This is a genomic window from Cytobacillus stercorigallinarum (assembly GCF_014836495.1).
GTDB classification, from domain to species: domain Bacteria; phylum Bacillota; class Bacilli; order Bacillales; family Cytobacillaceae; genus Cytobacillus; species Cytobacillus stercorigallinarum.
Window position 1 is genome coordinate 182520 of the sequence record NZ_JACSQT010000003.1, and the last position, 20820, is coordinate 203339.

Here is a 20820-nt window from a genome sequence, read left to right on the forward strand (position 1 = left end):
CTACCACCTCCTAGAATAATTTAATTTCATCAATAAACGTTTCTTCTTGATCGGCACCTTCTAAAGAAAAGTAAAAATGGATGTCCATCTCATCAATTTGATTGAGTGTCCATCCATTTTTTAATAAATTTTTATACATTTTTTTGATCATATTCATCTGTTTTCTTGCGTGTCTAACCTGAGAAAGGTAAGCTTCCTCAGGAGTTATATCTTTCCCTCATTATTCTCCAATGATTTGATTTCTTCTGGAGTTTTTCCAGTACGAACAAAGGAAAATACATCTACAATCGTGTCTATGAGTTTGTGAGAAGGAATACCTTCATAAAAATCATCAACAGTAAACTGATTTCGGAATACCTCACAAACAAAACCAACAACTTTGTCGTATTCCTCCACACTCATTTCTGTGTAATTGATAACCTCGTCAAATTTAACTAATTGCCTGTAATGTTGGGCAGTTGCGTGCGGAATAGTATAAACGCTCTCGGAAACTTTTAGACTCCCATTTTCTTCAGTAATTCTTTGCAAAACTAACTTCATATTTTATCCCTCCGGTGTTTCTTCATACACTGACTTAAACCAATTATCGATTATAGTTGCAGATACACCTTCTCCATCTTCATCTACCTGTCCACCAATTTGATTATCAGATTGTCTACGTAAGAAACGACCATTAACAGTTGGTGTTTGGAATGTCGGTGTTTCTTGTTTTGTTTCATAATTTGTTTCTGGTGGTGTAAACTTCCCTTTATATAAAACTGTATATCGATACGCTCCATTTGCTTTTTCAGACCTAAACATTAATGCTCCATAAGGTGGTCTATCATCCTCACTATCCATTAAAACTCCATCACTATTAATTTTTTTTCCAAGCAATTTAGATTGGACAGTAGGTGATAAATCGTCAGTATTTAGAGCAACATTTGTTACCCCTCTTGATTCAGCTGTCTCAGAAACCCCATCATCAGCTCTCAATTCTCCAGTGTTATATTGAGGTTGGACATTTGCAGTAATTGCTTTCCCCACTCTAAATGGAATTTCATATGTTGTCTCTGATTCTGTATCTTCAATAATAGGTGCAAAATATACATCTCTTAAACCAATAGTTGCCATTTAATCTTCCTCCGTTTCGGATATAAAATAAAAACGAAGCACCTTGTGATAGAGCTTCGTGTCATCTTCATATAATTCTGTTTCAAAATTCTTTTTAAATCCTACATTTTTTAAATTTCGCTTTACGCCTCCCACAATCTCAAAGTAGTTAGAAGGAGAAAAAACATCTACTTGAATATAATGTCCTGTGTATAATTCTTCGTTATCAGCAGACAGTTCAGCGCCCTGATCATACTCAAAAAAACGAATATAGGTTTTCTTGTCTCCTGTGTAATTTAAAAATGCGACAGGTACATTTAAATCACTTAGGGATTCAATTATTAATGAGTTTAAATTCATTATTTATCACCTTAAATGCTGCCTTATTTTCTCAGCCATTGCATTATTAATACTGGTTTTACTTCTGTTAAAAGCAGGACCCATGAATGGTTGAGCAGACATTTTAGATGTACCAAACTCCAACATATGGCCATAATATGCTTTTCCCTGATTATCCACATGAACAAAAATTTCATCGTTGGTTATGTCCGAGACTAAGATATTTCTAGAAAGATTTCCAGTTCGTTTGACAACTGTCCTCTCAGTCTCTTCCTTAAGAGTCTTTGCACCTTCTTTTAATGCTTCACTCTTAATTTCGTCCATGTTTTCTAGTGATGCTAATCGATTCATCATTTCCGATAAACCATCCATCTGAAAATCCATTATGACACCGCCTTTACTACAACAGTCATAGTCGCATTTTGTCCATCATCATTTTCAATAGAGACTATGTCATGCTGGATACCTCTCCAAACCACGATTAAATTGTGTGGGCGGAAACCATCCATTAATCTTTTTTGATATCTAATAGTAAACATACGATTATGGGCCATATTTGATTGAGCAGCAGAATAAAAAGTTTTTCCTCTTAATGTCTTTAACTCTGCCCACGCTATTGTAAATGTGGAGGGCGAATCAGTCGGAAATCCATCATCGTCAATTCCATCTGAGGTTTGGAACAATAATTTTTGGTCAAACTTACCTGGGTTCATTCTTTAGCACCGCCATAGCAATATTTTAATTGTCTAACAATGCTATCTAAGGAGTAGGGAATTTCATATGATTGATTACCAATACGAAAAGATTCACGATTATCAAACCAGTGTTGGGTGAGCATAGCACATGACTGATTATATTGTTCAACCATATCTGAATTATCCTCATCAAGATATACACCTTGATTTTTAATGTATATCTTAGCACGCGAATAGAACTTCATGAGATCCTGTTCTTCTTCAGGCTCCATAGGATAATCCATCCTCAAATACCTTTTTAATTCGGCAATTTCCATTTCATCACCTCAAAAAAATGAGGACGATTACTCGCCCTCTCCAACTGGTGTTTTATTGACTTTTGATTTTTCTACCCAACCAAACCCTTCAAGTTCCTTAATTCTTTTATTTTCACCTACATAAATTTGGCCAACCTTATATACTTCTTTTGAATATTTATCTCTGAATTTCTTTATTACTTTAGCTTTCATTTATATCACCTTACCCTTCTGGGATTTCTTCCGGTTGTACTGTGATATCAATTTGACCATATACAACTGCTTCTTCATCCCACTTAGTAACGTCCTCACGCTCGATAACACGGAATTCCGTCGTGTTAGTTCTCCAAGCTTGTCCGCCTTCTTTAGTCATATCTAATAACATTTGTTGACGATCCCAATACACAATTGCTTCCTTCAAATCACCAATGATAAATGGAGCTTTTCCACTAGATGTAGCAATTGTTTTATTGGATAACACAACAATTCTACGACCGAATAATAGCTTTTTCGTTGCATCTTGTGGGTCCGGCTGAAGAAGTGGACGTCCATTTTTGTCGTAAAGCTGATCAAGATAATTAAAACCATCTTGGTTCGTAATGATGATTGCCCCCTCAGCAAAAGCAGGATCTAATGTCACATTGAGAGTAGTTTTAATTCCAGTGTAATCTCCTAAATCCACTTTATTAAATGTGTCTAACACTTGTAGAATTAAATGATTTCCAGTAGCACGTGACTTTTTGGCAATCCATTTCACCAAATAGGATGATAAAGCTTGGTCTGTATCTGCTAACACAGTGTTAGCAACTGGTAAGAACCCTGCGTAATCATCAATATTGTACGATAATCGGTCGAATTTCGGAGATGCAATCTCTGCCATAGCATTCGGATCACCATATTCTGATAAAGGCGCTAATGGTGTATGGTCCGCACGTCTTTCAAGTGTTCTAGCACCTTTATTAGTTGAAACTGGCTCAACCGTTACATATTGACGTAAATCATCAGTAGTTTGTACCAACTCGTTGATTTGCGTTGAAATATCTTCTGGTATGATGTAGCCTCCATCTTCCCCTGTACCAGCAGTAAGACGAGCATAATATTCACCAATCACTTCCGATTCTTCAGAAGTTAAGCTTTGTCCCTTTAAGGCTTTGAAGAATAATGCTTTGTATTCTGGTTTTTCTTCGTCTTTTGTTGAAGGTGGCTGCAATCCTGCTCCACTATTTTGCGGAGAAGATACGTTCAGTCCTTCAAAGTCCTTCTGTAAAGCAAGGAAATTATCTAAATCTTTCTTAGCAGCCTTCGCTTCATTCAATTTGTTTTGCGCTTCTTCTTGCTTACCTTCATCCATTAAAGATTTTGCAGCATCTTTTAAATCAGCTACAGATTGACGAAGTGCTTGTTCACGCTTTGTCATTCCTTGTGAACCATCCATTTTTACAGCCAGTACATTTTTGTTCGCCATTAAAGAAAATAACGCGTTAGTAAATAGTAATGTTTTCATTGATATCCTCCTAATTTTGAGCATAAAAAATAGACCTTACAGTGTTAGTAGGTCCAGCTCATTTTGAAATTGTATTTTATTAAATTTGGGTTCCTCTATTTGCGGTTCTTTAGGTTCTTCTTTGTCTAATAATGCTCGTGGTGTTTTTTGATATTTTGTTAAGTATTCTTTTGCTGATGCAGCGTAATCTTTTGCTTCCACAATATTAATATTGAAATACTTTGCCGCTTCTTCTGCATTCAACCAGGTTTCATTATCTAACATAGTTTGAATTGTAGATTCTTCTACACCTTCCACAAGATTGTCCTTGTAGACAGCCATCGCACCTTTGCTAATCTGATCTAAATCATCGGCAACTTTCCGCAATTCTTTTGCATTTCCCATTGCGAATGTCCATGGGTTATGAATCATTAGAAAAGCGTTGGATGGAATATAAATTTCATCGCCTGCCATCGCAATTATTGAAGCGATAGAAGCAGCTACACCATCAACATATACTTTTTTCTTAGCTTTATTACGAGTAAGCATATTGTAAATTGCCAAACCTGCAAAAACTGATCCACCTGGGCTATTGATGTAGATATTAACTGAATCAAGTCCTTCTATTTGTTGCAAGGCATTTAGTACGTCATCAGGCATAACATCAGATTCATCCCATTTCCAATCGGTGTTGTCCACAATCTCACCATAAATATATAAGTCAGCAGATTGTGAGGTGAGGTTCTTCACCGTCATCAATTGATTTTTATTAGCTAATTGAGGTGCGATTGCACTCATATATACTGGATACTGACTATTCGTTTCCATTTCCCTCACCTCCTTTCAATCCTGATTTTGCGAGCTGGTAATCATCAGCAATATCAATAGATACATGATTAAGATCTACGCGGTGCTTGTCTCCACCTTCTATCCCGTCTTTTTCTTCTAAGTCACGTACCTCATTTATGCTATAAACACCTTTATCGAGCATGATTGCATAAAATTCCGCTTGAGTTTTCTTATCTGCTCTTAGCAATGATTCGATATTTGCTTTGATGTAATACCTCTCAAGCTCTCTTTCAGAAAAAGATTGATAAGTAAATTCTTCTTGGTACTGTGTAAAGATTGGACTTAGTGTATTTCGGATAAAATCAATTGCCTGCTGCTCGATATTCGTATGTGTAGCTCTTTCAAGTTCATTAACCATATGCAACGGAATGTTGAAAAAGGTAGCTATTTCTTTTTTATCAAACTGCATACTCTCAACAAATTGAGCATCTTTTAAGGGCATAGAGACAGATTGATAATCCAAACCTGCATCTAAAATAGCAATACGTTGAGCATTATTAATACCAGTATTTGCTTTTTCCCACTCTTCACGGATCACTGCTTTAGCTTCTGGATTTAACATGCCAGGAATTTTTAAAAATCCATTTGTAGAGACTCCATTTTTGAAGAAACTTGCTTTGAATTTTTGTGATGCCTGTGAACTTCCTATAATCTCTCTAGCTATACCAATAGGAGGTTTCCCTTTTATCCCATCAGTAGAAAGCGATCGAATATGAATAATATCACCATGCCCTAATTTCACTTGCTTTCCATCGGGAAGAACAGTGTGATACCATAATTGATTTGTATCAACATCCAAGATTGGTTCTGTATTAGCAGGATTCAACAACCAATATCCCTTTGGTCTGCCATCGGCTCCCCATTCTATATTGATATAAGCATTTCCCCATAAATTGCGATGAGTTTCAATTAAATGCTTAAATTTGAACGGACTCTGATAGGGATTCGGTCTTTTCTCTAAAAGTTTAGAAACCGAATGTTTTTTATCCCTCTCTCTTCCAGTTGCGGTTTTTCTATATACTTGAAAAGGAAGTGTCGCAATACTATTGGCCAATATATTTACACAAGCATAGACAGCAGGCACTCCTAAAGCAGAATTAACAGTGACTGTCTCCCCACTAGATGCCTGATGCCCAAAAGCTTTCAAGAACCATGAGGCGGGGTTTTTCAAATCAGTTGTTTCAGCTCTAGGAGATAGTGCATTTTTAAAAATCACTTTATCACCTCCTTTCTATTGCTTGGCCAACACTACACCTAGAATGATTAAAATTAAACCTAATAAGTAATTACCAGCAATTATGTTTACATCCACAGTTGTTATCAAATAAGTATTTATTACAATCACTGCAACACCGACAAAAATAAAAAAATCCTCCAACCATTTGGTGAAGAATGCAGTTACAAATGAAACTATAAAATTTTTGATTGTCTTTGCCATTTTACATCCTCCAGTTGTTTAAAAAATGACTGCTCATATCGTTAGACTGTCCTGTCATTGCTCTTGAAAAGGCATTAATGATTGCAGCAATTGGGTCAATACGATCTTTTGACTTTGCCTTATCTAGCATGATGTTTTCTTGAGCATCCATTTTTATGACGGCATTACCTACAGCCCAAGTTAATAATGGATCATCGAGATGAATAATCCGACCACTATAAACCAACTTACGAAAATCTTTTGTTGGCAAGGATAGATGTCTTAGCATCTGAGGGATTTCTACAGTTGTAAAGCCAACTGAATCTAGGTTTTGAGCGAAATGCGAAGCATTCCATTTATCATAATCAACTTCTTGAATTTGATAGCCATATTCCCGCCATTCTACAGCTTGTTGTTCAACATAAGAGTAATCCACAATGCTACCTGGTGTTGTCGTTAAATGGCCCTGTCGCTCCCAAAGGTCAAAAGGCATTCTATCGGTTTTAATTCGCTCTTGTAGCTTATCTTCAGGAATAAATGAATGCTGTTTAATTAAAAATTTGTTATCAGGTAGAGAGAAAACTAGCCCTAAACTTGTTAAGTCTGTTGTTGTAGATAGATCACTACCTAACCACGCAGGATATTGTCTTAAATCCGTTTTGATTTCATCTACTTTAGATTTACACTTGCTCCATTTAGACATATCCATATAGCCATTTTCTTTTGCATCAACCCATATATTCATATTTTTGGTTAAGTATTTCGCCATTTTTTCTGGTACATCCAGTGCAGCTTTCAACCTTTTTCTCAGATATTCAATACCATTTTCATACGAGCAAAGAATAGGATTCGCTTTTACCCACACTTTTTCATCTTTTATGTCGTCCCCTTTATCCAATTCATTGATCATTACAAAATAATTCTCATTTTCTATCGGACTATCAGGATTAAGTATCTGAGAGACATATTGGTACTCCACACGGTAGCAGGGATTATTCAAATTAAATCCTGCAGTAGTTATGATCATCATTAATGGCTGTGGACGTGCCCCCATTCCAGATTCAATAATTTCATACATTTCATCTGTTTCGTGGGCGTGATACTCATCGATAATTCCGCATTGTGGGTTATAGCCATCACCGCTTTTCTTGTCCTCTTTGCTTAATGGGCGAATGATTGAACCGCTCTTTATATGAGTAATGGTGCCATAAGCAACTTTAAATCGATCTCTTAAATCGGCATGGCCCATAATCATTCCTTCTATTTCATCCCAAACAATCTTAGCTTGTTCCTTTTTAGTAGCAGCACAATAAATTTCTGCAAATGGTTCCCCAAATGCAGAACCTTCATAACTACCTACACCACCCAAGGACTGAGATTTAGCATTCTTTCGCCCTACTTGCCAATACCCTTTTGTAAAACGTCTATATTCTGTATCTCTATGAATCCACCCATAGATATTACCAAAATTAAATTCTTGAATAATATGAGGTTTAATATTTTGACCAGCTAATACCCCTTTACGGTGCTTAAACAATCTTAGCCAATCAAGAAACCGCTCCCCTCTTTCTTCATCAAAAATGTAGGGGAAGTCATCTGTATTTTCTCTTTCAATATCATACAAAAAGCGCTGACATGCCCACTTATGTTTTATACAAGCGATAGTATCACCGCTTACGATTTGATTGCTATATTCAATTAATCTTTCTCTTAAGCTCATTAAACATCACCGAACTTCTTATCAAACTCTGACTTTTCTTCTTTCTTATCATCCTGCGGTATCACCAGTTTTAGGCGTGAAGTAATGGACAGGCCAAGATCACCCGCTGCTGCCTTACATTCATTGAAAAGAATATTCTTTGAACGAAGAAGTTTGTTATAAGATTCATTATGAATAACCCTCTTCATTCCTTTTTCATTTTCTATAACCTCAGTCGCCTTTACCTTTTTGATTTCTTTCAAAAGACTAATATACATTTCTCGGCTGTCTATATACCTTGCAAGACCATCTACATCCAAATTGCTGAATATTTTCAACCTCAAAAGCTCTTCTGCAATTTTATAAAATTCTTCCTGCTGCTTCTTTGTAAGATAACTAGGTGCTTCAATATTATCCGTATTTCCTCGGATCATATTTTCCTGTTTTTCACGCTCTTTTATAACATTTTTGGTTAAATGATTAGACTTCCCTTTCCCTTGAATCACCGATAAAGGCTGTTTTGGTCTACCTGCCATAAATATCACCTCCTAAAAATGAGAATAAACGGATTTTTGTACACGCGAGAGGGCGGGTCGCTTCTGGGCAGAAGGAAAAATAAATTATCAGCCCCGGGGGGTACCCTTGTGCTCTCGGTTGTGGCAGACGTGGCAGACAGACTCGAGATTGTCTATGTCTAATCGCCTGTTCCAGTCCTCCTTTACCTCCACAATATGATGGACAATGTGTGCTAGTTGGATAACTCCTTGCTTTAGGCAACGTTGACATAAGCCATTGTCTCGGTTGTATGCCATTGACCTGAGTTGCTTCCATGCTGATGATTGATAGAAGCTATTGATCTCAGGATTGCGACCGTATCGATTATACTTACGTGTGAAATCTCTACGGTTTTCCTCACCTATTTTCTCATGCGTTTTACAGTAGGCTTTCTCTGTGAGATTACCACAGGATATTTCTGCACATGGTCTTAGTGGTTTCTTAGGCATTATCTTGGAGGATATCCTTATAGGTATTCATGTACTCCATGTTCATGGATGTGATTGATTGAGTAAGTCGCATGAGTTTGTTCTTTTGTTTAGTTGTTAATTCTTGCTTGTTTTTTAAGCGCCTGATTTCCTGCTGGATTTCACTCATTGAATCATCTAAGAAATAGGAAGTGTATTGCTCACCACATGATGGGCAAGAGATATAATAACGCGTTACGTTATTAGATAATAGTTGTTCGTCCTCTGTGTCGATAGAGGATATTGAGAACTCTTTATTGCATTTGTCACATTGGATATTCATGTTATTCTCCTTTCTAAGATATGTACTTCCAGTCTCTTGTTCTTATTGGATCGTTCTCTATTCCTGGTTGTGTGTTGAATAAAGCTATGATGAACGTCAGGAATATGATGTTTATTAATTTCATCAGCTCACACCCCTTAAGCATAATAAAAAGCCACCTCGTTAAGAGATGACTTCAAATAATTATTTATTCTTAATGCCAAGTAAATCCTTCAGAGCGTCTTGTAGAACTCTTGAAAAATTCACCTTTTTTTCTTTTGCTGCTTCATCTAACCATTGAGGAATGGTTAATGTTTTCTTTATAGCTTGATTATCAACTTGATCCCTTAATAACGGCATCCACACTTCAACTAATACAACAACTTGATTAGATTCTACTCTAATATCTCTGAATCCAGTTGGATTAGGAATTAAATCCCCATCTTTCTCCATACTGTATAAGTGCAGTCCCATTGCTTCTTTCGCCATTTCAAGAGCTTCTTCATCTGTATTACCAAAGGTAAGACACCCTGGCAAATCAGGAAATTCAACACTAATACCATCATCTGCATAATCAAATATTGCTGGGAAAACGTAGCTATTCTTTAAATCCATATATATAAACCTCCTTGCAATCAGGGTTATAATAACCCTGACTGCTTAAGAATATTCTTTTGTGTTTTTAATGGAAAGTCCTTTTTAGGATGTGGGATTGTGACCTTCCCTGTTTTAGTAGGATGTTTGTATTGGTGATGGCTTCCCACTACTTTTACTATGTACCACCCATCATCCTCTATCATTTTGATTAATTCTCTTGAAGAGTATGATTTCATTTCTTCCTCCTTTCTATATACTTATTATAACACGTATTAAAACACGTGTAAATAGTTTTTTGTTATATTTATGTATTTTAGGATGTTTTTTCATAATAAAAAGCACCCTCGAAAGGATGCTCAGCTATTTTGTATCTCTTTTAACTTCTCGTCACCTTTAAAATGCCCTGTTTACTTTCTGCTAACTGCCCAATATACTCTTTAAATGCAATAAAACTATTTTTCGGAATCTTTTTCTTCCAAATACTTAGTGATTTCATTAACTCCATTAGTAATAAATATTTGAAACAGGTTAAAGATAAAACTCTTTATTTCAATTAGAAAATTTAGCACAACCATAAGATATATAGTTATCGCTAAGCTACAAATAATTTCATTCTGAGTTGCACTAAAAGAAGAAAAACTCCAATCCTCATTAACCATTACAAGCGATACAGATAATAAGTAATTTAAAATAATTAAAGAGAGATAAAAAATTGAAAGTCCATAAAAATATAAATTATAGACACCGAACTTACTAAGATTTTCAAGTTTTTGATTATCAGTATCAACATGTTTTACTGAAATCATTCTAATTAATGTATTCCCATTTGCTAAAGCTTGAAATATAGCATATCCAGTAATTAAGACAGTAAAAATTGGGATAATTATTGCATTTAGTTTATTCGTAATCTCTAGAATTAAATTTACTGCACTTATTTGTTTAAATAAAACAAATAAAATAAAATTAAAAAGGATTAAGCCTACTATGCCTATTGTTATTAATCTTGTCCAAGATAATTTAAATAAATATAAACTGCTTCTAAATAAGGAAAAGGATTTCTTCTTCTTTAAAGCTAACAATCCACGAGCATTTTCTATTAGCTTTTGATTTTTTTCCAAATAAACCCCACCTAAATATTTTTAAATAATCTATTGTAAATATTTTCTATTTTAGAATAAGCTCTTTCATAAATACTTTTATTCTCTTCACTAGTATCGCTAAATTCAGGTTTATTTATAACCTTGCCTGAGATATTATCAATGTTCTCATAGAAGCTTTCAGATTCACTGACAGGAATATAAACTACTTCTGTAAATGAGTCATCTTTCAAGGTAGCCTTACTTCCATTTTCATAAGTAACTCTGACAGTCGGTTTTAATAAACCTTTTGTATCTTCAATTAGTGTGCCTACATTCTCATCGTTATCAGGTGAATTAAATTGTACATGTCCTGTCTTGCTACCTAATTTATTTAGTGACTCGGTAAGATCATCTACAGTTTCATTATCAATAATATCTCCATTCAACGGATAAAACTTTAATTGTATTTGATTAATTTTTTTTGCTTTCTTTAGCTCATCAAAAATCTTACCTTTAAAAGGAATTGCTACAACATTCAAGTTAGAATAGGGAAGCTTATTGTCTTCATTCCTATATTCATTTTCTGTTCTAATAAAGTTTTTAAGGAGCAAACTTGCTGTAGAAGCAAAATTCTTTAATGTAGGACTACCATTTTGATTTTTTACCAAAACCATTCTATGATTCTTTAAATTAATAATAAAATATGAATATGGGTCTGTCGGATATTCTAAGTTTGTTCTTGTTAACTTACCATCTATAATTCTCGACTTCACTTCTAATTTTGTACTTTTTACAATTAATCCAGCAAGTACATACTCTCCTTTAACATTAGTTACTCTAACTTCTTCAAAGAAAAAAGTAGGTGAATTCTTATTTAGTTTAATATTTTTAGATTCGGGATTTTCTTGTGTAAAAGCTGGTAAAATAATTGATTCGAATTCTGAAAGCATGGGTTGATCATTTTTCCCAAATGTAAGGTTAAAGTTAGCTATATATGACGGTTTATTAGATATCATTACATTTCCCCCAAAAGTATTCTTTTTCTTCTAGATAATACCATAAGTAATAGGATAAATGTCATTAATGGATAAATTTTCAGGGTTATAAATGAAATATCTAAAGTTATTTAATAGCTTAATTAATTGGTACTTGTTTTATCTTTTAGAACTTAATATATATTCTCACTTATATTCAAGAAATAACTTTCCTTTCAAAAAAAAGACAACACCCATGGAATGAGTGTTGCTTTATATTTCATTAATACCATAATAACAGCTCTTAGAAGAAATGCTCGTTCTTCTTTCGGTTTAGATTATGTCCATTATCGGTTTTATTTCTGTTTTTCTTAAGAAATTGCTTATAAAATTCAGTTTGATTTCTCCGACAGGGCTAATCCCCTTAATCGGAGTTTCTCTTTCGTTTCTTCCGTTAATACACGCTCTTTTTTCATTGATACTTGTTTAGTAGATAATTCACCTTGAACGCATATTGGTTTATCATTCTCTGATTCTATAATTTTCATTTCTCCAATAGAAAGGAGTTTACGAATATGTTTGGGAACAGTTGAGTATACCTTCCACAATTGATTGTCGTTGTCATAGGCTAGAACTGTTTCTTGTTCAGCTTTAGAATATCCCATTAGATTGTTTCCTCCTTTTTATCTTTGTATACTTCTACACGTAAGGCAAAGGCTAGATTGTAGAATATACGTGGTTTAAATGTTTTATGATAATACGTTTCACTCATGCCCAATTCGTTATATACTTCATAATCAAATAATTCTTCTTCACCTAAGTATTTCATGATGCATGCTCGTCTTTCTTTATAGGGCAACCGATTCACTGCTTTTCTAAAATGCTCGATAAATTTTTCTTTTCGCCTTTGGTCATCCACACGATCAATTGCTATTTCTTCAGTTGATGAATGAAATTCGTTTGTATTAGAAGGAGGAACAAGCGAATATGATGCCGTCACTTTGGGAAGTCTCTCTTCTGGAATGCTGAAACAATATACTCGATATTTTGCTATTTCCTTCTCAACATTTAATTGCGTTGCTTCACGGTCTATTTCTGGAAGCAATAATGATAATTGTTTTCCCACCGTTAGGATCCCTCCTGTGATAAAATGATAGTTGGTTAGGGCAGGAGCAATCCTGTTCTTTTATTTTGTTTTCTAATCATCTATAGGCACCAATTCAATTATGTTTTTACTCTTCTTACAACGCTCTTTATAGGCATCATAAGTCATCCATCTTAATGACTTAACTGTCTTTCCTGTCCTCTCAGCAATTTCTATAATAGTGCCATCTGTTATGTTTTCTTCTCCCTTATAGAGCGCATAAATTCGCTTATCCCATGGAATAGCCATGATTTGCCCCCTTTACTATTTAAAACAACTAATCCTACCTTTTGTTTACAAAAAAACCATTTTATATTAGCATTGTTATTGTTAAATATTTCTTGGTGGTGTTACATATGGAATTTTTTAAACATTTATCATTCTCAATGCTAGGTGCACTAACTGGATCATTACTTTATTACATTTTTTCTGGTAATAACTTTGACTGGCAATCTTTAGTTGCCATTCTTATAGGTGTATTAGTAGGTAATTTCCTCGCCTATAAAACTAAAAAGAAAGACAATAATTAATCAATTGATCTATCAATTCTTTGCTTTCTCTAATTTTTCTATAATTTCAACATCATTATTAGCAAAAATAACTGTGGCGGATGGGCAATATTCATTGCTTTTCCAATCCTTCAAAAATTCTTCACGTTCTTCAAAATAGGTGCCGAATAATGGGTCTTGTTCAGCTAGATAAAAGTATTCCATAATCTTGTAATCATCTTCATCTTTCCAAGATGTCACAACATAGTCATCACCAACAAAATCTTTCACAACAATTACATCTATACCATGTAAATTGTTATAAACTTGAATCCACAAAGTTACTTCTTTTTCATCTGGCTTCGGGCCAATTTGATTAGGTCCCTCATAATCAGCAAGGATTTGCTCGGGAGTTTTTCCTGCCGTTTTTAATCTAGCTCTATATAAATCCATTAATTTTTCCACCTTTCTTTTAATCAACTGATCTATCATTTTGTTTCGTTAACACAGTAAGCCTTCCAAGCTAGGTGCATAAGAAAAATCATGATAAGGATGTTCTGTTGGCTTTTGTATTTTTCTTGTTGATGTTAAGGATTTCGTGATTATTTCATCACCTTTAAAAACTGTACGATAAGAACCATCTGATATTTGGTAACAAATTTTCTCGATTTCCCCATTATCATTAAACCTAATATCTTTCACTTTATGGACTACGCCATAAATCTTAATGTTTGGTTGTTTCATCTGCTTTCCTCCTTAATTTACATATTGCTTATCCAGTTAATTAACCCCAATGATTGTGGCGCTTTAATATCTCGATGACTTCCCCTGCGTATGGTTCATCTGCATTAATAACTAAATATTTATTATCATCCTTACCTTCCTGTTGTCTTATTTTAGAAACGTACTCTAAACCTCTTTCAAAATCCCTATGAACCTGTGGTTGTGTAAGATACAAAGTATCTAAATCGTCATTTTTAATTACTGTGAACTTCATTTTCATTTCTTCTAAATTTTCCATTTTATAAATTCACCCCTAATTAACGTTTTTACTCTTGTGTAAAGTTAATTACAATAAAGTTCTTCCAAATGTTATAATAATTTTAAAAAAGGATTGTTAACTATGTTTAATCTGGGGGATTTTATCTTTCAAGTATTAATGTTCTTATTCCTTATAGGAATAATTTCTATCATTGTTGGTGCTTCTAAATCACTTTTTTCCAAGAAAAAAAGTAATGAAAATAATAGGATCGAACAGAAACTTGATAAAGTTATTGAATTACTTGAAAAGGATAAAAATTAATCTCTTCTTTTAAATGAAGGGATTTTTTATTATTAATTAACTTAATAATTCTTGAATTTCCCAAATATCCCATATACAATTTAAATAAAAAAGGAAGTAATTCAATGTCATTATTTATGTTTGTACTGATTCATATTTTTATTGGACTGATTTTAATCGCTACAAAAAATAAACTACCTAAGCCCTTACTTACTTTTGTGAGTGTCTTTGTAATAATGAACTTTCTTTATTGGGGAACCATAATACTTAGAGATTATTTTTAATAAACTTAATACAAAATCAGTTGATCAATTGACGATAAACTCATATTCTTTCGATTTACTTCGGCATTCCCCACAAATACGTTTTTTCTCCACAATTACCGTTTGCTTAAGGGGAAAAATATTAAAACAATTGCTGCAACTAACTAATTTCATTCCCATATTCTCCACCCATCTTTTAGTCGTCTATTCAAATCATGCTTTTGCAACGGCTCATATAAGTAAACGGGTTGCCCCTCTTCCTTTCGAAAGAGAAGCATCCATTTTCTTTGACGTTTATGCTTTGCCATTATTTAACCCTTTTCAACTGTGAATCGTCCTCTTCTGCATCATCAATACTCATTTGTCCTTCTGGAAGGCCATCATTCTGTGGTCTGCTCTCCATTACTTCTTTAGGAGTTTGATATGCGTAAGTTAGATCAATTAGAAAGTACTGACCATACTTATTAAACTTCTCCGTAATTTTGTGCATTTGAAGATTTTCATTTTCTTTAGCTGTTGTTACAATTTCTTCTGCTTCCTCACGAGTATCTGCGTAATGTTGTTCCTTTTGATTAAGTTGTACTTTTGCCATTGTTAATTCCCCCTAATTAATATCCGTTATTTTGACGTTCGTGATTTACTGCGTTTTTATCCATATAGGCTTGTTCGATTTGTTCCCAGGTAAAGCCGAGCATTCCTCCTAAACCTATATACAATTCCAAACCCTCGTGAAAATATCCACCACAACCTTCTTCGTAAATCTCCCAGTCTGTTTTAAATAAAGCAGTGAATTGTCGTGTAATAGTGGGATACTTTAATTCTTCAATTGCCAACCCATCAGGATCAAATTCGTGTTCCAACCCTATTTCTAATACAAAATGTAGACCATCCACATATTCCTCTAGGGTTCGATTTCTAGGCTCCTGGTTCTTACTCCAAAACTTAAAACCTCTCCACTCATTCGCGCATTCACCTAATTCAACCAATAAAGCTAGAACTAACTTTTCAAATCTATCTTCACCGTTATAGCCAATGCGATCTTTCAGAATCTGTTGCTGAGCAAACAATTTTTCCATATTCATTTTTTAGCCATCCTTTTATATTTTTCTAGCAAATAGTTAAACTCTCTTGTCAGGTTGTGATGATGTAATTTAAGGGCTTCTAATTGTTTGGCCATCTCTTCACGCTTTTTTGCTTTATCCCTTTCACGTTGATACTTCGTATTCATTACTGAGAGATTGTTCTTTTGTGATCTAATCTTTTTACCTTGGGCAATGTACATTCTTTCAAATTCCGTAATTATGGATTCCAGTTTCTTGGTTGAAATGGATTTTTGATTCTGGATAATCTCTTTAAGTTCATCTATTGCACTCATTTGCCTGTTCCCTCCACATTTAAGAGATTCAGTGCAGCTTCAACATAATCTTTTGGATTACTCACTCTTAATGACGCATTGAGTAATTGGATTACTTCTTCTTTACGATCAATCTCACATTGGATATATTTCAATGCATCAGCCATTTCCTCAGTGAACATTGCCAGCCAGTCATATTTTTGTGTGTAATTTAAGGGATTATTGTATTTCTTAATGCCGTATTCATCCTGAGCAAACATAACTTTTTCTAAGTTTTTCAAAGATCTAATTGAGACTTCGTGTTTGGGTAAATCTTCAAAATTGATATTCATTAAAACCACCTATTTCCATCAGCTTCTACATCTCTTCTGCGAAAAGTTGCTAATACAATTTCGTGCTTTATGTCGTCATAAGATAGTGTTTCTAGAGGAGCGCCTTCTTGAGATTCAGTAACACCGTACCCTTTCAATTCTTCTAATAAGATTTGTTTTCTCAAGTGCTTAGGAACATTACTTTTACTAACAATGCCAGCTCGTCTCATATTTCCACTCCTTATTGGGCTTGTTTCAATAAACTATCTTCGGAACGTTTTTTCTTATAAAAATCTCTTTGCTGACGAACCTGTTTTAGGCTTTCTTCTAGAATCAGATTTTCTTCAGATATCTTCATGAATTTTTTAAATCTATTACTCTCTTTTAATGACTTATTTTCATGTTGCAAACGATCTATTTCATCAAACAGCCAACACATATCTTGTAATCTAATACGGCCGTTTTTCACATTGCTTTTTATTTCTGTCATTTTGTCCAATATTCTCACCTACCTTTAAAAAGCACCTGTTTTTAAGAAATGCTTTGCTTGATAGTAAAAGTGGTGATAAATCCAGTTACCACTAAATTTTTGATCAACATAGACAATTTCAAAATTGTATTTTGCTTTAAAAGTATTCAACCTACCCAACAATGCAAGGGGACTATATTTTGACCGGTAATCACCTCTTAGTATTTTTTCATATCCATGGAGGTCTTCCACAATTAAAGTAAATGGGATGTCTTTTGAGCGAATCAATTCATTTTCAAAAGCCGTTTGTGTATCTTTTTGAAGATTACCTGTGATCTCATCAATGTGTGCTTTTCGCTCTACTCGACTATCTAAGTAGATATCCCGGGCAATTCCCAACTCTTCATTTTTAGGAATCATACAACCGTAGTCGCCAGTGTCTAATTTTTTGTTCTTAAGTGGTATTTCTTTTTGACGTAAGTAATCAAGAATATGACCATTTACATTTTCACGAGTATCAATCACAACCGTGAGTGTCTTGAGAATTTTATTTAACTCACTATCTGTATAGTGATAAGAAATCATTTATTCACCTTCTTCGCGTATGCAACAGCACGTTTGTATAATTCATGAGATAATTTATTAGATTGATTGTTTTCGTATTGGCGAAAGTCTTCATAAATATCTGTCCATCCATTCTTTGCAAGGAGAACCATCCAATCATCAAACAATGTTAGAGATTCTTTTTCATTGCATAACCAATCATTTAATTTTTGATTATGCTGCCATCCGCACATTTGATGGACCATTTTCATGAGAGTGACTTTTTCGCCATTTGCATTTTTCCAAGATTTAAACCATTGATCAATGACTTGTCCATGTTGTTCAGCTGCTTCCATAACTGGTTTAGGTATTAATTTTTGATTTTTTATAGCTATTCGATCATCTTTTGCATCTAAATAAATATCTGCACCTGATTTCCAAATTTGACTAAGTATCATTAATACTTGCATTTACTGGAATTCCTCCCTTTGAGTTATTAAAAAACGACGAAGTTATTTTAAAAACATCAAAAGTTATTAAAGAAAAACTCTCTTATCCTTAGAGCGCCAACGGATTCAGGACTAAAGTTATTAAAATTATCGGGGTTTGGGTATTACCGCTCCTAATATACTTATATATTTTTTTTATTTTTTTATTTATATAAAACCCCAATAACTAAAGTAACTAAATAACCATAAAAGTTAACTTAAACCCTTGGTACTACTGGATTTTTAAAAAGTTATTAAAAGTTATTGAAGAAGGAAAATAGTTATTGAACCACCTTAAAAAAGCTATTTTCCTCATTTTCAGTAACCCTTTTAGTAACTGGTCGACGCTCTTTTAAGGTGATTCCGGTCAAATACGTCTTATTTCCAGCACCCTTCATTTTTCCAAATCCTTTTGTTTCTAACATTCGATAAAACGATCGGTTTCCTAAAGAACGTTCACCTGATTTAAAGCACCAATTGTCATATACGTTATATAATTCCTTTGCTTCAATTTTGATAGCTTCATTTTTGGGTTCATCAATGTAACAAATTTCACCGAGGAATGGAGCTAATATATCCATTTCCTCTTTGTAATTCCCTGTTGCATCTTTCACAACCTTGGGTTCATGCAACCCTGACTGCTGCCATTTCAAACACCCTTCTAGCGCCCAGTTTAAAATTCCTGGCATTTCAAACGATAACTTCTCTTCCAATTTCTTATCGCGCTCATGAGGTTTTAAATTCAAGGTGAAAGGAATGATTTTTACCCTTCTCCATATCCCATCATCTACACCACCGATAATCGGTTTATGATTGGTGGTAAAGAACACTTTAAATTCTGGAATAAATTCGAAATATTCCTGTCGTAAGAAACGGGCTAATATTGGTTCTCCACCTGTAATTGTTTTAACAAGTGATTCCTGTAATTTCTCTCCTTCTTCCGATTCAACAGCAGATACAAATCTTGCATTTACTAAACGAGCAATATCGTTATTTGCTCCCGTATCCTTCTTCTTGATAAATGTATCTGATTTAGTCTGTGAACCGTAGTCAGACATGAGCTTCTTAATTGTGTTGACGAAGGTTGATTTTCCATTTGAACCTCCCCCAACTAAAAAGTACATTGATTGCTCTGAGATATCTCCAGTTAGGGAATAACCTACAAGCCGTTGCATAAAATCGATTAATTCATTATCCTTTTGAAATATCTGTTCAAGAAATTTTAGCCACGTAGGACATTCAGCTTTGGGATCAAACTCGACATTGGCTAACATTGTGATTTTCAATTCGCGATCATGTTGCTGTAAGTTTCCTGTTTTAAGATCTAAAACACCATTTTCAACATTGAATAAGTATTTGTGTTGATTAAAATCCTCTCGTTCTGCTGGAACTAAGGGCATTAAATCCTTGATGCTATTCATACGGATATTTCTTCGTTCACACATTCTTGCCCACTTTGTTTCTGATTCTTCTTCTGACTGGTAAAGACTCCTAAGTACTTTAGCTGTAATTCTCTCAATCTCTTTCTTTGTATCAATCTTCCACCGCTTTCCATCCCATATAAGCCAACCCATATCTGAAACATATTTGATTACATGGCCATACTCATAGGCGATTCTTTCAGCATTCCCTAGCTCGGTTAGGCGAAATTTCTTTTTTGGTTTCTCCTCTTCATCTACTGCTGCGTTATCTTTTCCTAGGAAGTCGAAAGAGAACTCTGCGAATTGCTCTTTGTTATCCAGTATGGTTGTTGCAGTGGAAGAAATTGCGGTTGCAATAGTGCGCTCACCGTATGTTTCATTAGTATCTCTATAGTGGATGACATCCCATTTATCTCGCATAAGACCCGTTTCGCGAAACATCGTATCCATTCGAGTTGAAGAGTTACCAGTCCAGAATGCTAGATGGTTACAAAGTGCCAAGTCACTTGCTGAATGATCATCATTAATTAATTGGCCATTGTATAACGAGCGTATCTCATCACCATTTTTGCTTCGGAAAATCCTCTCCCAAAGAGCATCATTTGAAATTTTGATTTCATCTTTTTCAAATTCAGCTAAGTTAACTCGCCCTTGAATATCGCTATCGTCAAAGTATTTCTCGAATACTTCAGCTAGTTCGTCTGTACGATCATATATATCATTTGAGTTTTCTCGGTTCCCGGTAAAAGTAAAGTAACGACCATATGAGTAAATTTCTAAACCATGCTTTGTATTCTTTCTCCCTGTCCCCATAACAGATTGTGGAAGACCACCTTTGATAATGATGTGGATTCCGTTACCAGATGGAGAAAATTCGGTGTAACTATCTAAGGTGTCAATAATTTCTGTAGAGAAGGTATTCGTCTTACCATCAACTACACATTTATCAATATCAATTCCTATGTAGTTGTCTTGCCTGCTAAAAACAAAACCGATCCCATCATAGTCGCCTTCGAGATAAAACTTCACTGCCGTTGCAAAGGTGGACCAGGTACGTCTATTATTGGCTTGGGCCATTTCACCATTAACTTGGCAAGGCACCTTTGTGTATCTTCCGTTTTTCTTTTCTGATTTCCACAAAATCCATTGAGGAAGGGCTTTTAATTCAGCTGGTATTTCATTGAAATTGTATGGATTTTCTTTCATTTTGCCCTCCTATTTAGCTTTTTAGGGTATAAAAAAGAGAAGTCGGT

At 34.4% G+C, this 20820-nt stretch carries 38 protein-coding genes; 2 read left to right on the forward strand and 36 right to left on the reverse strand.

Annotated features, from left to right (window positions below; translation table 11 throughout):
• Positions 1-10: 10 nt before the first annotated feature.
• The 23 genes from H9655_RS08825 to H9655_RS08935 form a co-directional block, all read right to left on the reverse strand.
• Positions 11-157: a hypothetical protein gene (locus H9655_RS08825; RefSeq protein WP_191813071.1), complete on the reverse strand. Its 147-nt coding sequence runs from the start codon at positions 155-157 to the stop codon at positions 11-13.
• Positions 158-204: 47 nt separating this feature from the next.
• Positions 205-540, reverse strand: coding sequence for a phage tail assembly chaperone G (gpG, locus tag H9655_RS08830; protein WP_191813073.1), 336 nt, complete (start codon positions 538-540; stop codon positions 205-207).
• Positions 541-543: 3 nt separating this feature from the next.
• Positions 544-1113, reverse strand: a complete 570-nt coding sequence (locus tag H9655_RS08835; protein WP_191813075.1) for a major tail protein — start codon at positions 1111-1113, stop codon at positions 544-546.
• Positions 1114-1452 carry a hypothetical protein gene (locus tag H9655_RS08840; RefSeq protein WP_191813077.1) on the reverse strand — a complete coding sequence of 113 codons (339 nt, stop codon included), beginning with the start codon at positions 1450-1452 and terminating at the stop codon, positions 1114-1116.
• A gap of 6 nt (positions 1453-1458) precedes the next feature.
• Complete coding sequence (locus tag H9655_RS08845; protein ID WP_191813079.1) at positions 1459-1815, reverse strand: HK97-gp10 family putative phage morphogenesis protein; 357 nt, start codon at positions 1813-1815, stop codon at positions 1459-1461.
• A complete protein-coding gene (locus tag H9655_RS08850; protein ID WP_191813081.1) occupies positions 1815-2144 on the reverse strand; it encodes a phage head closure protein in 330 nt (109 codons plus the stop codon). Before H9655_RS08850 ends, H9655_RS08845 begins: the two co-directional genes overlap by 1 nt.
• Positions 2141-2443: a head-tail connector protein gene (locus H9655_RS08855; RefSeq protein ID WP_191813083.1), complete on the reverse strand. Its 303-nt coding sequence runs from the start codon at positions 2441-2443 to the stop codon at positions 2141-2143. The genes H9655_RS08850 and H9655_RS08855 overlap by 4 nt, the downstream gene beginning before the upstream one ends.
• 27 nt (positions 2444-2470) lie before the next feature.
• The gene (locus tag H9655_RS08860; protein WP_191813085.1) at positions 2471-2635 is read right to left on the reverse strand and encodes a hypothetical protein; all 165 of its coding nucleotides are present in this window, start codon (positions 2633-2635) and stop codon (positions 2471-2473) included.
• A 10-nt stretch (positions 2636-2645) separates the two neighbouring features.
• Complete coding sequence (locus H9655_RS08865; RefSeq protein ID WP_191813468.1) at positions 2646-3839, reverse strand: phage major capsid protein; 1194 nt, start codon at positions 3837-3839, stop codon at positions 2646-2648.
• A gap of 123 nt (positions 3840-3962) precedes the next feature.
• On the reverse strand, positions 3963-4703 hold the full coding sequence (locus H9655_RS08870) for a head maturation protease, ClpP-related (RefSeq protein ID WP_191813470.1): 741 nt from the start codon (positions 4701-4703) through the stop codon (positions 3963-3965).
• Between the two features lie 16 nt (positions 4704-4719).
• Entirely contained in the window at positions 4720-5970 is a 1251-nt protein-coding gene (locus H9655_RS08875) for a phage portal protein (protein ID WP_191813087.1), read from the reverse strand.
• A gap of 15 nt (positions 5971-5985) precedes the next feature.
• On the reverse strand, positions 5986-6192 hold the full coding sequence (locus tag H9655_RS08880) for a hypothetical protein (protein WP_191813089.1): 207 nt from the start codon (positions 6190-6192) through the stop codon (positions 5986-5988).
• 1 nt (position 6193) lies between these two features.
• Entirely contained in the window at positions 6194-7891 is a 1698-nt protein-coding gene (locus tag H9655_RS08885; protein ID WP_191813091.1) for a terminase large subunit, read from the reverse strand.
• A complete protein-coding gene (locus H9655_RS08890) occupies positions 7891-8406 on the reverse strand; it encodes a phage terminase small subunit P27 family (RefSeq protein ID WP_191813093.1) in 516 nt (171 codons plus the stop codon). Before H9655_RS08890 ends, H9655_RS08885 begins: the two co-directional genes overlap by 1 nt.
• An 87-nt stretch (positions 8407-8493) precedes the next feature.
• Complete coding sequence (locus tag H9655_RS22825; protein WP_191813095.1) at positions 8494-8874, reverse strand: HNH endonuclease signature motif containing protein; 381 nt, start codon at positions 8872-8874, stop codon at positions 8494-8496.
• A complete protein-coding gene (locus H9655_RS08900; protein WP_191813097.1) occupies positions 8867-9175 on the reverse strand; it encodes a CpXC domain-containing protein in 309 nt (102 codons plus the stop codon). Before H9655_RS08900 ends, H9655_RS22825 begins: the two co-directional genes overlap by 8 nt.
• A 183-nt stretch (positions 9176-9358) precedes the next feature.
• Positions 9359-9769, reverse strand: coding sequence for a type II toxin-antitoxin system HicB family antitoxin (locus H9655_RS08905; RefSeq protein WP_191813099.1), 411 nt, complete (start codon positions 9767-9769; stop codon positions 9359-9361).
• 26 nt (positions 9770-9795) lie between these two features.
• The gene (locus H9655_RS08910; RefSeq protein WP_191813101.1) at positions 9796-9987 is read right to left on the reverse strand and encodes a type II toxin-antitoxin system HicA family toxin; all 192 of its coding nucleotides are present in this window, start codon (positions 9985-9987) and stop codon (positions 9796-9798) included.
• 216 nt (positions 9988-10203) lie between these two features.
• On the reverse strand, positions 10204-10869 hold the full coding sequence (locus tag H9655_RS08915; protein WP_191813103.1) for a hypothetical protein: 666 nt from the start codon (positions 10867-10869) through the stop codon (positions 10204-10206).
• An 11-nt stretch (positions 10870-10880) separates the two neighbouring features.
• Positions 10881-11846: a hypothetical protein gene (locus H9655_RS08920; protein WP_191813106.1), complete on the reverse strand. Its 966-nt coding sequence runs from the start codon at positions 11844-11846 to the stop codon at positions 10881-10883.
• Between the two features lie 350 nt (positions 11847-12196).
• On the reverse strand, positions 12197-12469 hold the full coding sequence (locus H9655_RS08925; protein WP_191813108.1) for a hypothetical protein: 273 nt from the start codon (positions 12467-12469) through the stop codon (positions 12197-12199).
• On the reverse strand, positions 12469-12930 hold the full coding sequence (locus H9655_RS08930; protein WP_191813110.1) for an ArpU family phage packaging/lysis transcriptional regulator: 462 nt from the start codon (positions 12928-12930) through the stop codon (positions 12469-12471). Before H9655_RS08930 ends, H9655_RS08925 begins: the two co-directional genes overlap by 1 nt.
• A gap of 72 nt (positions 12931-13002) precedes the next feature.
• Positions 13003-13197 (reverse strand): hypothetical protein, encoded by a 195-nt coding sequence (locus H9655_RS08935; RefSeq protein WP_191813113.1) that lies wholly within the window; start codon positions 13195-13197, stop codon positions 13003-13005.
• Between the two features lie 95 nt (positions 13198-13292).
• Between H9655_RS08935 and H9655_RS08940 the strand changes: the two genes are divergently transcribed.
• Positions 13293-13478 (forward strand): hypothetical protein, encoded by a 186-nt coding sequence (locus tag H9655_RS08940; RefSeq protein WP_225230520.1) that lies wholly within the window; start codon positions 13293-13295, stop codon positions 13476-13478.
• A gap of 12 nt (positions 13479-13490) precedes the next feature.
• Here H9655_RS08940 and H9655_RS08945 read toward each other — a convergent pair whose 3' ends face one another.
• From H9655_RS08945 to H9655_RS08955, 3 genes are read right to left on the reverse strand one after another with little or no spacing between them, the layout of a single operon-like run.
• Positions 13491-13889 carry a hypothetical protein gene (locus tag H9655_RS08945; protein ID WP_191813117.1) on the reverse strand — a complete coding sequence of 133 codons (399 nt, stop codon included), beginning with the start codon at positions 13887-13889 and terminating at the stop codon, positions 13491-13493.
• A 48-nt stretch (positions 13890-13937) separates the two neighbouring features.
• A complete protein-coding gene (locus tag H9655_RS08950) occupies positions 13938-14180 on the reverse strand; it encodes a hypothetical protein (RefSeq protein WP_191813120.1) in 243 nt (80 codons plus the stop codon).
• Between the two features lie 40 nt (positions 14181-14220).
• The gene (locus H9655_RS08955; protein ID WP_191813121.1) at positions 14221-14457 is read right to left on the reverse strand and encodes a hypothetical protein; all 237 of its coding nucleotides are present in this window, start codon (positions 14455-14457) and stop codon (positions 14221-14223) included.
• Between the two features lie 102 nt (positions 14458-14559).
• On the opposite strand from H9655_RS08955, the gene H9655_RS08960 reads away from it, so the two are divergent.
• On the forward strand, positions 14560-14739 hold the full coding sequence (locus tag H9655_RS08960; RefSeq protein WP_191813123.1) for a DUF4083 family protein: 180 nt from the start codon (positions 14560-14562) through the stop codon (positions 14737-14739).
• 412 nt (positions 14740-15151) lie between these two features.
• Here H9655_RS08960 and H9655_RS08965 read toward each other — a convergent pair whose 3' ends face one another.
• The 10 genes from H9655_RS08965 to H9655_RS09010 form a co-directional block, all read right to left on the reverse strand.
• Positions 15152-15289, reverse strand: a complete 138-nt coding sequence (locus H9655_RS08965; RefSeq protein ID WP_191813125.1) for a hypothetical protein — start codon at positions 15287-15289, stop codon at positions 15152-15154.
• Positions 15289-15573 (reverse strand): hypothetical protein, encoded by a 285-nt coding sequence (locus H9655_RS08970; RefSeq protein ID WP_191813128.1) that lies wholly within the window; start codon positions 15571-15573, stop codon positions 15289-15291. The genes H9655_RS08965 and H9655_RS08970 overlap by 1 nt, the downstream gene beginning before the upstream one ends.
• A 16-nt stretch (positions 15574-15589) precedes the next feature.
• Positions 15590-16063: a dUTP diphosphatase gene (locus H9655_RS08975; protein WP_191813130.1), complete on the reverse strand. Its 474-nt coding sequence runs from the start codon at positions 16061-16063 to the stop codon at positions 15590-15592.
• On the reverse strand, positions 16060-16356 hold the full coding sequence (locus tag H9655_RS08980; protein WP_191813132.1) for a hypothetical protein: 297 nt from the start codon (positions 16354-16356) through the stop codon (positions 16060-16062). The genes H9655_RS08975 and H9655_RS08980 overlap by 4 nt, the downstream gene beginning before the upstream one ends.
• Complete coding sequence (locus H9655_RS08985; RefSeq protein ID WP_191813134.1) at positions 16353-16667, reverse strand: hypothetical protein; 315 nt, start codon at positions 16665-16667, stop codon at positions 16353-16355. Before H9655_RS08985 ends, H9655_RS08980 begins: the two co-directional genes overlap by 4 nt.
• Positions 16667-16876 carry a hypothetical protein gene (locus H9655_RS08990; RefSeq protein ID WP_191813136.1) on the reverse strand — a complete coding sequence of 70 codons (210 nt, stop codon included), beginning with the start codon at positions 16874-16876 and terminating at the stop codon, positions 16667-16669. The genes H9655_RS08985 and H9655_RS08990 overlap by 1 nt, the downstream gene beginning before the upstream one ends.
• A gap of 11 nt (positions 16877-16887) precedes the next feature.
• Complete coding sequence (locus H9655_RS08995; protein ID WP_191813138.1) at positions 16888-17145, reverse strand: hypothetical protein; 258 nt, start codon at positions 17143-17145, stop codon at positions 16888-16890.
• A gap of 15 nt (positions 17146-17160) precedes the next feature.
• Positions 17161-17700, reverse strand: coding sequence for an ERCC4 domain-containing protein (locus H9655_RS09000; protein ID WP_191813140.1), 540 nt, complete (start codon positions 17698-17700; stop codon positions 17161-17163).
• Entirely contained in the window at positions 17697-18128 is a 432-nt protein-coding gene (locus H9655_RS09005; RefSeq protein WP_191813142.1) for a hypothetical protein, read from the reverse strand. Before H9655_RS09005 ends, H9655_RS09000 begins: the two co-directional genes overlap by 4 nt.
• A 299-nt stretch (positions 18129-18427) precedes the next feature.
• Entirely contained in the window at positions 18428-20773 is a 2346-nt protein-coding gene (locus H9655_RS09010) for a phage/plasmid primase, P4 family (protein WP_191813144.1), read from the reverse strand.
• Positions 20774-20820 lie beyond the last annotated feature (47 nt).